The sequence below is a fragment of the Streptococcus sp. HMSC061E03 genome, assembly GCF_001813505.1.
In the GTDB taxonomy this organism is placed as follows: domain Bacteria; phylum Bacillota; class Bacilli; order Lactobacillales; family Streptococcaceae; genus Streptococcus.
On the sequence record NZ_KV812784.1, the window covers coordinates 459,895 to 471,913 of the forward strand.

General features: G+C 36.0%; 13 protein-coding genes and 1 pseudogene. All 14 read left to right on the plus strand.

Features of this window, described 5'->3' with window-relative positions:
- Window positions 1-299: 299 nt before the first annotated feature.
- A complete protein-coding gene (locus HMPREF2917_RS02380) occupies window positions 300-647 on the plus strand; it encodes a TIGR04197 family type VII secretion effector (protein WP_049488361.1) in 348 nt (115 codons plus the stop codon).
- A 2-nt stretch (window positions 648-649) separates the two neighbouring features.
- Window positions 650-1,003 (plus strand): DUF3958 family protein, encoded by a 354-nt coding sequence (locus tag HMPREF2917_RS02385; protein ID WP_049488359.1) that lies wholly within the window; start codon window positions 650-652, stop codon window positions 1,001-1,003.
- Window positions 1,000-3,108, plus strand: coding sequence for a hypothetical protein (locus HMPREF2917_RS02390; protein ID WP_049488356.1), 2,109 nt, complete (start codon window positions 1,000-1,002; stop codon window positions 3,106-3,108). The genes HMPREF2917_RS02385 and HMPREF2917_RS02390 overlap by 4 nt, the downstream gene beginning before the upstream one ends.
- Window positions 3,090-3,509 (plus strand): hypothetical protein, encoded by a 420-nt coding sequence (locus HMPREF2917_RS02395; RefSeq protein WP_070589712.1) that lies wholly within the window; start codon window positions 3,090-3,092, stop codon window positions 3,507-3,509. The genes HMPREF2917_RS02390 and HMPREF2917_RS02395 overlap by 19 nt, the downstream gene beginning before the upstream one ends.
- A gap of 15 nt (window positions 3,510-3,524) precedes the next feature.
- Complete coding sequence (locus HMPREF2917_RS02400) at window positions 3,525-3,947, plus strand: hypothetical protein (RefSeq protein ID WP_049488353.1); 423 nt, start codon at window positions 3,525-3,527, stop codon at window positions 3,945-3,947.
- Window positions 3,948-3,959: 12 nt separating this feature from the next.
- The gene (locus tag HMPREF2917_RS02405; protein ID WP_049488351.1) at window positions 3,960-4,343 is read left to right on the plus strand and encodes a hypothetical protein; all 384 of its coding nucleotides are present in this window, start codon (window positions 3,960-3,962) and stop codon (window positions 4,341-4,343) included.
- Between the two features lie 402 nt (window positions 4,344-4,745).
- On the plus strand, window positions 4,746-5,222 hold the full coding sequence (locus HMPREF2917_RS02415) for a hypothetical protein (RefSeq protein WP_049488347.1): 477 nt from the start codon (window positions 4,746-4,748) through the stop codon (window positions 5,220-5,222).
- 183 nt (window positions 5,223-5,405) lie between these two features.
- On the plus strand, window positions 5,406-5,615 hold the full coding sequence (locus HMPREF2917_RS11635) for a hypothetical protein (RefSeq protein ID WP_080979691.1): 210 nt from the start codon (window positions 5,406-5,408) through the stop codon (window positions 5,613-5,615).
- The gene (locus HMPREF2917_RS02425; protein ID WP_080979690.1) at window positions 5,608-5,928 is read left to right on the plus strand and encodes a DUF5966 family protein; all 321 of its coding nucleotides are present in this window, start codon (window positions 5,608-5,610) and stop codon (window positions 5,926-5,928) included. Before HMPREF2917_RS11635 ends, HMPREF2917_RS02425 begins: the two co-directional genes overlap by 8 nt.
- 517 nt (window positions 5,929-6,445) lie before the next feature.
- Window positions 6,446-6,523, plus strand: a pseudogene (locus tag HMPREF2917_RS11865) (salivaricin M family lantibiotic); the annotation flags it as partial.
- A gap of 269 nt (window positions 6,524-6,792) precedes the next feature.
- Complete coding sequence (locus HMPREF2917_RS02435; RefSeq protein WP_049530702.1) at window positions 6,793-7,527, plus strand: ABC transporter ATP-binding protein; 735 nt, start codon at window positions 6,793-6,795, stop codon at window positions 7,525-7,527.
- 12 nt (window positions 7,528-7,539) lie between these two features.
- The gene (locus tag HMPREF2917_RS02440) at window positions 7,540-9,555 is read left to right on the plus strand and encodes an FtsX-like permease family protein (protein WP_070588889.1); all 2,016 of its coding nucleotides are present in this window, start codon (window positions 7,540-7,542) and stop codon (window positions 9,553-9,555) included.
- Window positions 9,556-9,635: 80 nt separating this feature from the next.
- Window positions 9,636-11,210 carry a sensor histidine kinase gene (locus HMPREF2917_RS02445; RefSeq protein WP_049488342.1) on the plus strand — a complete coding sequence of 525 codons (1,575 nt, stop codon included), beginning with the start codon at window positions 9,636-9,638 and terminating at the stop codon, window positions 11,208-11,210.
- Window positions 11,191-11,787: a response regulator transcription factor gene (locus HMPREF2917_RS02450; RefSeq protein ID WP_000698198.1), complete on the plus strand. Its 597-nt coding sequence runs from the start codon at window positions 11,191-11,193 to the stop codon at window positions 11,785-11,787. Before HMPREF2917_RS02445 ends, HMPREF2917_RS02450 begins: the two co-directional genes overlap by 20 nt.
- Window positions 11,788-12,019: the final 232 nt, after the last annotated feature.

Sequence of the window (12,019 nt, forward strand, 5' to 3'; positions counted from 1 at the left end):
CATACGCAAAACGACGCTTACTGGGCTGATGGTGGAGATGGCTCTGGGAAGAACAAGCTAGGTCTTCTCCTGATGAAAGTACGGAAAGAGTTGAAAAACGCCACTCTGTAACCTCGCCTCTAGCTATTCCATTTAACACCCTAAGTTTGGTATGAATGCCGCAATGATCAATAATATGGAACTCAAGTCAGTCGGCTTGAGTTTTTTTGCGTGAGCGAATGTGCTGGGAATACCACTAACTAGGCTTTTTTATAGCTGTGAAAGATGTTATAATATGAAAAAATTTAAAGGAGAAATGAATGGGAGATAAATACACCGTAAAAAGTGATCTTTCGGTGGCTGCTAAGCATGCTACTGCAATAGGATCTGCCAATAATCATTCAGCTATTACAGTTCAAAGAGATGAACAAACGACAGTTGCTGGTAATAATAGTGCAAAAAATGGTATTAGTCAATTTGAGAATCTTCAGACTCAGCTATCGAATCATATTGTGAATATGATTCAAAATATCCACAGCTTAGCTGAGCAGTTTGAAGATAAGGATGCCATGATTCGTCAAAATTTAAATATTTTGAATACTATTCAGTCTAAGCCATCATTCTCAAATGAAGCGAAATCAAAATACTTAGATGTAATAGAGGATTAGATATGAATGTAGAAGATACATGGAATAAGCTCCATGAGAAAGAACTACAACTTTCAGATAAGGAGTGGGACTTATACCAGCGGATAGAAAAATTAGATTCGAAGAAAATGGAAGTAATGGATCAGCTGTTGAATGATTCACATTGGTTAAATGATCTAGATTTTCTTTTCGAAGGTAGTAGATATCAAAGTCAAATGATGGATGACCAGTTAGAATTCCAGCATCAAGTGAGAATAATGGAATACAGCCTGGATGAAGAATTAGAAAAACTTCGGAAAGAACATAAATCTATTGAAATAAAGTTAGATTCGATTCACCAAGAAAAAAGACGATTAGTGACGGAGGAAATCACATGAGTATAGATATGTATCTAGAATCCGCCAGAAGTCAGGCAAATAGTTTATCTAGTATATCCGCCCAGTGCGTGCAACAGAATATTGAATTGATTAAAGTTCTTGAAAATTTTGTAGCTGAAGAAGAGTTAAAAGGGCATGCTTACGACTCAGCAAAGGCGCATATTACAAGTACTGTAATTCCATTAATTCAAGGGATTGTCTTATACCAAGAATCACTGGCGGAGGAGTGTCAAAAATTTGTCAGTCAATATACCTCTGATGTAGATAGTAAAAGTTGGCGTCAAGTTGATTTAGAAGAAAAAATTAGGGAAGCAGATCAAAAGATTTCCAATATACAACAGTTAATGGAAACAAAATCGGATAATAAGATTTCAGCTTTTCTAAATCTTTCGGTATCCATAGCCGTATTAGAAGGAGCAAAACAAAAATTACAGAAAATATTAATTAGCCTGCTTACTTTTAATGCAGTATCTCCAACTATCTTTTTAAATTCAGAGCGCTATTTATTGGCCGTTCAAAATGGTTTTGCCCAAGCTGCACAATCATGGGATGCTACTAGCGGAACCTACTTGCCCCCAAGTAATGGAGCTGATCTATCATGGAAGCAAACAATCTCTTTAGGATGGCAAAAACGACAAGCAGTCCTGAACAAAGTGAAGAACCCGAAGGTTGAAACGTTAGAGGAAAAACTCTCAAAAATGTCACGTGCAGAACTGGAGGAAGAGTATGGTTCTGTGATTCAATCATATAAAAGGTTTCTTACAATGGGACAAGGCGATAATGTGACTGCTACTATGGATTATGAGGATGTGAAACTAATTTGGAAGCGATATAATGAAGTGAAGAATGATCACTTAGGATTATTACCTTCAGAATTAGCCAAGGTGGACCCGAAATTTAGGAAACGTATCGATGCAATGGATCAAGAAGCGTTAGAAGAGGCCTACCCAGAACTTAAAACATTGATCTCCATGGCCCATGTGAATCCCTATGCACAACTATTTAAATCTGAAACAGAACGCGCTAATTATGATTACCTACTAGATCGCTATTTCCTTTTAGATAGTCAAAAAATGCTTAGTTGGCGAGATCCCGCCTTTCAAACTAAGTATGATTATTATATAATTGAAGAAGGAATTAATCCTTTTACAGGCAAACCAGCTACACAGGAAGAAATCAATCGGGCAAAAGATATCAAGAACGTGAGGGCTTTTACTGAGAGCTTGCAACTGGCAAGTTCCCTGTATACCTCTTATGTTGGATACAATCAGTACTACAATAAACCCTATACAACGTTCTCGGATGTATTTAGTAAAGTAAAAGGGAAGGTTCCATTCTTCAATAGGAAACCAGTAATTCCTGAGGTAAACCCTAAGGTAGATACCAATGTTAAAACTATAACAGAACCAACAAAAACTTATGATCGTGAACGCATTTTACGAAATATAGAAGAAAGCAAACTTGCAAGGAAGAGTTCAGGTTTTAAAGATTTTGCAACTCGAGAAAGATATCTAGAGAAAGTCTTTGACAAATTAACTCCTGAAGAAAGGGAATTAATTTTTAATATTTCTAAGGACTCACCTAAAGTGAAGTATATTAGAGGTGCATATACTAAGAAGGATATACTTGATATCAAGCCCGAATCTCAGAAAGGAATCTTTCGCCCTGATGTTGAGGAATATCTCACCCCTAAGTATATAGAAGCACACAGACAACTATTTAAAAATGGAGCATCCCGATTCCAAAAATTTCAGCCTAGCGAAAATTGGAATGGAGGTATTGTTGGAGGTGATGATGGAACAAGTTTCTGGTTGAGTAAAGAACATGCAGATATCATTGAAAAGGTTGCCAATGGAGATAATCGTCTTTATGAAATAATATTAGGACTTGATGAAGGTTATTTAGGAGACGGGCCACTTTATCGTTTGGATGTTACTCCAGAAGTAGTAGCAGAAAAAGGGATTTCAATACCAAGTGGAAATGAAGCAGGAGCCAATGACTGGTGGAGACCAGCTGGACGAACTTTCCCAGGAGATATTCCAGAAGGTGTCATGGAAGATATTAGTACCAAGAGAGGAGAACATACATGGAACATAGTAAATTAGGCTGGGAAGATGTTATCCAGTTCGAAGAAGTAAAAGGTTATGGTCAGCACATTTGGAGAGATGGCAATACTCTTTATTACGTTACTGAGGAGGGAGGAATTGCCCCTCAGCGAGTGGTTTATGAATTACCAAATGAGTTATTTGCCTTACTAGAGAGTGGGGAGAGAACGATACGAGAAGTATCTTATAGAGTAAAGAACAATTGTTGGCCACCGACGGAAGAAGAAAAGAACGAAATAAGAAAAAAAAGAGCTAGAGAAAAGCCAATTGTGCTGATATCAAACCGTAAAAATCAGTTGCTTTTTAGTAATAAAGAACTTGAAATACTTATTCCTCAAGCTGAACAACAATGGATAGAATCAATGGGTGAACTTCCAGACGATTATGTATCACCACTTTAGTAAGGAAGGTATAAAATGAAACCAACAAACCTAGAATGGGAAGATGTTATCCAGTTTGAAGAGGTAAAAGGTTATGGTCAGCATATCTGGAGAGATGGTAATCATTTTTATTACGTTACTGAGGAGGGAGGAATTGCCCCTCAGCGTGTAGTTTATGAATTACCAAATGAGCTGTTTGCCTTATTAGAAAGTGGAGAGAGAACGCAGTTAGAAATATTAAGTAAACTTCAGACCGATCGTTGGCCACCGACGGAAGAAGAAAAGAAAGCTAGTGAGAAACGATTCATAGAAGAGAGTCCTACATCATTAATTGATTTACCTGAAACTAGAGAGTTATTTACTCAGGAAGAGCTTGAAAGATTAATTCCGCTTGCTGAACAAAAATGGATTGACTGGAGAGGCAAACTTCCAGATGATTATGTATCGCCACTTAAGTAAAAGAGGTATAAGATGAAACCAACAAACCTAGAATGGGAAGATGTTATTCAATTTGAAGAGGTAAAAGGATACGGTCAGCATGTCTGGAGAGATGGTAATCATCTTTATTATGTTGATGAGGAGGGAGGAATTGCCCCTCAGCGTGTGGTTTATGAATTCCCATTAGACCTATTTCAATTATTAAAGTCTGGGGAAAAAACACTTAAAGAAATTCATTTCAAGCTAAAAAACGACTGTTGCCCACCGAACGTGACACAAGAAGAAGCTAATAAAAATTTCTTTAGGCAATTTCCAGAAGCTTTAAGAGGAAATCCTAAAGCACAAGGCTTATTTACAAAGTCTGAACTAGAAGAAATATTACCTGAAGGGGCTGAAATTCTAGCGAGCAAAGATTAAAATAACTCTTTATATCTATGTTGGAATTGAAACAAATAAGAGTTTACGAATTAAGTATTGGTAAGCTCTTGCTTTAATTCTCGCCTATAAGAATTCTGTAGTGAAAATCCAACAGAGCATTTACAATATCAATTATCCCTTCATGAGCCGAAATATTCAGCCTGAATTACAAGGGAAACAAAAAGACGGATTAAAAAGCAGTGAGGACTATTTTTGGGAAGTCAAGAGGACAAACTTTCCCCAAAGTATCTCAATAGGGCTAGAATAGCCTCACAGAATGATTGGAATAAAGCGAGTGGGGACATTGAACTTTACGATAGGTTTTTTCAAGAGGAACAAATTCGCTTATTTAATATAATTGACCCTAAATATGGAGAGAAGAAGGAAGAAGAATAAACTAAATTGAAGGAAAAAATAAAAATTATAGAAGCTATTAAAGAAGGAAACGTTGAAGATATACTTCGCGGAAGACAAAAGTATCGAATTGAACCTCCAACTCTTGTTCCAGACGTTTTTCCTACAGATATAAATCAGGTACTGTTTGAATATTTTTATAATCAAAGTGATGTCAAAAACATTCAATTATTATTAGAGAACTCTTTAATTAAATTGACAAAGAGTTCAGCTACGGATTTGTATATTTCAATATTATTTTTCGATTCAATACTCTTTATGGAAGATAAGGGTATTGCCACTTTTAAAATTGATACTTCAAGATTAGTAGCTGAAATAGCATCTGGGATACAAAAATTTCGGGAAGAGTTAAAGAAAAGTATAACTTTTGATAATGGATTAATAAAAAAAGACCCTATGAATGTAATTGTTCGCTTCAATCAGAGATACAACAACAAATATAATTTTTCAATTCTTGAGGATTAGAAATAGGCTAGAACAAGTGATAAAAAGACAATATAAATTATTCAAGAGTGTCGACGACAAAATAGCACTCACCGTCCTATATAACAGAGAAAATTATAAAATTTTAACAACCTTTATGATGACGGAAGTTCATACTTTTATCCGGATGTTCGCGAAGCTTTGGAGAATGTCATTTCTAGGAATATGGAAGAATCCGCTTTTGATGGTAATTTATTGGGGATCGAAGTTGGAAAAGATATAACTGAAGTATATTATCAAATGGATGATGAAAGTCTTGGAGACCCTTGCTTCATTCCTACAAATCATGAGAAAGAGGAGTATTTGGACTTAGTTCAAAAGCTAGAGGAATTTGATTACTCTCTTGCCACCTATTTCCGTCGGTTGATTGACTAGAAAGGAGAAAGTCATGAATGATTTACTCCTTATCCCAGTAATTTTTTTAGCAGTAGGAGGAATTCTCATTCTTTTATGGAGACTCTTTCTTATTGCCAGTGGACTTTTCCTTATTGGTTTTGTCAGTTTTCTTATTTTCGTAGAGGTCTATGGAATTTATCTGTTCTTTACTGAACCGACCCTTTATATGGAAGATTTATCCCAGAATGGTCTGATCAGTTTTACAGGATTTTATGCGGTATTTAATCTATCCTTACTTTTATGTGGTGTTTTGAAAATCATTAGTTGGACAAGAAGATTAAAAAGTAGCTGAGCAAGAGATTGTTCAGCTACTTTTTAATTGGGCACTATAAAAATTTTTCTCGAAAATAAGAAACTTGCACGATTTACTCATTACTTAGCCAATACTAGAGTTTATACTAGTTACTGTAAAGATGATCATCTAAAAGAAGGAAGGAGGCAACCTTATGTCTAAAAATACAAGTCGTCCAGAGATTGATTCTCTAAGTTTCGAGGTTGAAAACCAAGAACTTTCCGGGAAATCAGGAGCTAGTGGTGCATAGCTTTTAAAATGACACTAGCAGGTCGCTGTGGATTGTGTTTCACCTGTTCCTATGAGTATACGAGAAATAATGTTTGTTGTTAGATAAAACAAAAGGAAAATTCTTGAGTTTTATTACAAAACATTGACAACACTTTGATTTGGTGTTATATTGACGGGAGAAATACAAATGAAACAAGACCATTTTGAGATTGATTCTTTGGATTATGAAATTAATAGCCAAGAGTTAAATATTAAATATACTGCTGGGTGACGTACGACTGTTAGATTAACAGTACAAGGTCGCTGTGGTTGGTGGTTTACATATTCTTATGAATGTACTTCGCCAAACGTACGCTGTGGATAAAACTACCTCTATTTTTTGATAGGAGGATAAAATGGAAGGAATTATTGGAACACTAGAATTCTATGCACCTGTACTGGTCTTAGGAGTTATTGTCATAGGGATTGTTTACTTTATGAAAAAAAGAAACGATCGCAAATAATCAACATCGACCGATACCTGAAAAAGGCATCGGTTTTTTATAACTTGAATATATTGCACAAAATACTCATGGAAAACCTTGAAAGAAACCGTATAATGAGAGAGTAATAAAGAAACGGAGGAATGAAATGATGAAACAGCTTATTGTGACAGGATTAACGAAAACATTTGGTCAAGGGGATAATATCGTTCATGCTTTATTAGATGTGAACTTGTCCGTTGAAAAAGGTGAATTTCTGGCAATTATGGGTGCCAGTGGTAGTGGAAAAACAACACTCCTCAACTGTATTTCAACGATTGATAAACCAACATCAGGTGAGATTCGATTTGAAGATTTTGACATCATCCATGCCAAGGAAAATGAACTAGCTGACTATCGTGCTAAAAACATTTCCTATATTTTCCAAGCCTACAACTTGGTGGAAACCTTGACGGTCTATGAAAATATCATTCTACCTCTTCAAATTCAGGGGAAAAATATCAAAAAAAATCAGGATAAGATTGAGGAAATTTTGGATAAGTTGGCCATTCAAAACTTAAAAGATAAGTTTCCTAATCAGTTATCAGGTGGCCAGCGACAACGTGTGGCAACTGCTAGAGCCTTGATTGATGATTCTAAACTGATTATCGCAGATGAGCCGACAGGAGCCTTGGACTCTGCCAATTCTGAAAAACTGATGGCACTTTTGCAGGAAATCAATAAAAGTTTTGGTATTACCATTTTACTGGTTACGCATGACCCTGCCGCAGCCAAGTACTCTTCACGGATGGTGCTACTTAGCGATGGAAAGATTATGGATGATTTGGAACGTAACAGCTTATCTAATGAACAGTATTTGCAAGAGATTTACAGCCGTACCAGATAGGAGGAAGAGAGTATGTATCCAAAATTAATTTTACGAAATGTATTTCGAAATTTACAGACTTACACCATCTACTTTTTCAGTCTAACCTTGATTTATAGCTTGCTCTATGCTTTTAATGCTTTACCAAGCCATCCAGTGATGCAAAGTTTATCAGGAGCAAAGGAAATGTTGACGACGGTGATGAGTCAGTACATGGGCTTGCTTTCCTATCTGATTCTATCGGCGATTGCCTTTCTCGTCGTTTATTCCACAAACTTCGTCCTGGGACGGCGCAAGAAAGAGCTGGGACTTTATGCAACGCTGGGAATGAAGAAGAAGCAGATTATCCGTACCCTGTTCTTTGAAACCATGCTGGTCAATATCTTTTCCTTGATTCTAGGTTTCTTGCTTGGCTTGATTTTACTGGTCATTCTATCTAAGGTTGCATCTGAGTTTTTTATGGCCAATTACTTTGGTAGTCTGCTTTTTTTTGATAGCAAGTCTGTCATCTTACTAGTTTATTCCTATTTGGTAACCAGTTTTATTGTTGGTGTCATGGACATTCTTACCTTTAGAAAGCAAAATATCATTGCACTCATTCAAGAAAATGGGGTCAAGAAATCTGTCTTGGCAAAAGGCAAGCCAGTTCTTCAAGCACTTCTCTTTATTCTTTCGACAGCTGTTATCGGTTTTGGTGCTCTCTATTTTTCAGACTATCACCATCTATCACTCTTGAAAAGTTGGGGTATTTTGCTGGTATCTGTCTTCGTGATTTTTGTGATTTTATTTTACAATACCTTGAGCCATTTTATCTTGGTTTCCCTTAGAAAACTGCCTCAAACCTACTATAACAAACTAAACAGTTTTAAAATTCGTCAATTTTCAAAACAAGCTGATAGTAATTCGGTCACGTTGGCTGTCTTATCCTTGACCTTGACCCTGGCTCTCAGCTTACTAGTTTTTAGTGGTAGTGCCTATACGACTATGAACCGAGAGCTGAACAAATACTCACCTTATGATGTAACTGTCAATCTCTATCGTGGTCAGGAGTTCCAGTTTTCTCAGGAATCTGTCAAAGACAGATTAAAAGCAGATGGATTTGACTTTAACCTCATCAAAGAGGAGTACAGCTATCCTATCTATTCTAGTGATTTAATCTATAAAGATTTGATTGATACTAGCAATCTCTGGGCGCATGATAAGGAACTTCCTGAATCAAAAGTACCGATTTTAGGAATTTCTGCCTACAATCATCTCCGCAAACTGCAAGGGGAAAAAGCGGTTGACTTGGCAGATAACCAATTTCTGGTCAATGCTAACTATAAAGGAACTGCCAAGCAGATTCAGGACTTTCTATTAACGACAAAAACTCTCATGATTAACGGTTATTCTCTTAATCTTGCGTCTTCAAAGCCGCTTGAAACAGTTTACTTTTTATCGTCAGTGGGTACAAATGACACAGGAACCTTAATTGTACCAGATAAGGTAGTAGTTGGATTGACGGAAGACCACACGACCTATGTTGCCAATTTCAAAGAAAATATCGACAAACGGAAAGTAGAAACATTCTTAAGTCAGTGGATAGAAAAATACTACTTCACTCGTGATGGAGCAGAGTTGAATCCGTTCACCTATCAAACCAAAGGAAGAATTTTTGAGATATATCTTGGATTTATGGGCGTCATTGTCTTTGTCATGATTTTTGTCAGTGTTATTTTTATCATTATTTCCCTCAGTATCTTGTCCCTTCAAACTTCTACAAGTGCTTTGGATAGTGTCAATGATTATCAAATCTTATATCTTCTTGGGAATAAGAGGAAGCAAAATCGCTCTATTCTTTTGCAACAGATTCTAAGTTATTTCTTGGTTCCGCTGGTCATCGCAGGTCCGCTAGCATTTGCCTTGAGTACCGCACTTCTAGGCTATTTTGAAAATTTCGCTAATACCAGCATTTCTATAGATATCACCTATTTGGGAGTAGCGGTTTTACTCTTTGTCCTTTACTTGCTAGTGACTTACAGAGTAAGTTGGCAAATTATTGAAAATTAAGTCAAATACCAGAGTTGCCTATCCTGCAATTCTGGTATTGTGTTATAATAATATTAAAGTAGTTCAGGAAGTAGATACATATGAAACAGTTTGTCAAATTGTTCTCGAAAAACTCACTTTTATTGTGGTGGTTGACGATTTTGAATCATCTAGCTTTAATGATTTATATTTATCATAGGATCCCTCTGGACTTTTCGACAGATTTTTCCTTGCAGATGGTTTTATTGCTGATTATTGCTTTAATTGTATTTAGCTATATTTGTAATATTGTGACCTTTCGGTATAGTGAGTTGAAACTTTGGTTGCTCCTGATGATGTTTCTCATTAGCTGGCAATCTATATTTAATCAAGGAGTTGCGAGCACCCTGTTGCACTTTTTTGATATTCTTCATCCGCTCAACTCTTTTTTATTGGTGTATAGTTCTCTGTCTATTATCTTTCTGGGAGAGAAAATAGGAGAAGAACTGTTGAGTGTGTCCTTTGTGTTGACACTAATCACCATTAGTTCATATCTGTTAAGTCCTTCAATTTTTCTATTTCTGTCCTTGTTTGCGTCTTTCTTTTTAAACCTTGTTCCCTTGATTTTACTGATTTTATATCATAAAGAGTTGAAAAGTAAACTCAAGTATCAGAGACGAAATTTGTGGATATTAGCTTTGATATTGCCTCTTTCTTATTTCTTTTTGTATATCAATACGAGGGGCTCAGGAGTGATGAACCTAGTCTGGTATCTAGAAATTCTTGGTATCTTAGCTTTTTTACACTTCAAAACAATTATCAGCTCTCTTCAAAAAAAGGTATCAGAGTTAAAATTGTCCTATATAAAAGCTTTTTCACGCTTGTTTTTACTGGTTATGTTTTTGTTAGTAGGCATTTTCATCATCTTTCGTCTAGATTTAAACACGAGCTTTTTGGTCTTGAATATCATGTTACTATTGTTCGGGATTTGTTCGGAAGAATTGATTCGCCTCTTTCGTTCTGCTGAAATGCTAGATTCTGGGGATTATGTAAAAGTTCTCTTTTTAAAGCGTAACCGTATGGTGAAAAATCTGCTGGCAAATGAAGATACAGAACAACAGTTCTCCGAATTTCTTCACAATGAAATCCTGCAAAATGTTATGGCAATAAAAAATTTCAATAAATATAGTAGCAATCAAGCTTTTGGTGAACAGATCAATCTGGTAACAGAGGAGTTGGTTCAGCGGATTCGTGAGCGGATGGATTATTATCAGCCAATGGTAGAAACAGACGAGCAGTTAGACATCCAGTATCAAGGGCTGATTAATCGGATTGTCAAACGCTATCACGCAGAAAATGAAGTAGTCACACAGTTTCCTGCCCACTTTAGGCTTTTATCTCCTTACGATAAAATTGCCTATCGTCTGGTTGAGGAGTTGGCGACCAATGCCGTTAAGTACGCTAGTGGTGGAAGGATTTCTTTGAAGATTGATGTGCATGATGACGCTATTTTTATCATTTCTGAAAATGACTGTCTTCAAACAGAAAAATCCTTAGGTTATGGCTTGAAAAATATGTCTAATAAAATTAGTGTTTTAGGTGGTCAAATGCAGATTTTTGAAAATAATAAGAAATTTCGTGTAGAAATTACTCTCCCGATTGATAAGGAGTTGTGTTATGAAAATTTTGTTAATTGATGATCATAAATTATTTAGCCAAAGTATCAAGATGATTTTAGAGTTATCGGAAAACATTAAAAAGGTCCAGTTAGTGGATAATTTTTCGACTATTTCGGAGATTGCTTTTAATGACTACGACATTATTTTGATTGACATCAACCTGACGAGTCTGTATCAAGATGATGGGCTGACCTTGGCACAAGAGATTATCGACAATGGTTGTTCTAGTAAGGTTGTGATTTTGACAGGTTACAGTAAAAAAATGTATGAACACCGAGCTAAAGTTATGGGGGCTTATGGCTTTCTGGACAAAAGTATGGACCCAGATGAGTTGGTGAAAAAACTGGAAAAGATTTATCTAGGTGGTAAGGTCTTTTCAGATGAAGTGATGGTAGAGGTGCTAACACCACGAGAAATCGAGATACTAGAACTGGTTAGAAATGGCTTGACCATTGATGATGTCTGTGACAAGGTCTATGTTAGTAAACGTACAGTTTCCAATCACTTGGCCAATATCTTTTCAAAATTGGGAGTGACTAACAGGCAGGAGGCGATTCACATCGCTGAGCAGTTGGGCTATTTTCCACCAGATTAAAAAGTTGCAGAAGATGCAGCTTTTTTAATTTATTTACAAAAATTGCACATATTACTCATTCTAATAAACAGTAAATTTGATAATCTATTAGTAATTAAGGAGGAAATCATTATGTCTATGATATCTGAAAAATGGTTTGTATAAAAAAATTTATCAGACGGATTACTAATTTTGTAAGTTATATTGGCCACCTTCGGGTGGCATTTTTACTTCTGTGATACTTTTTTCAAGC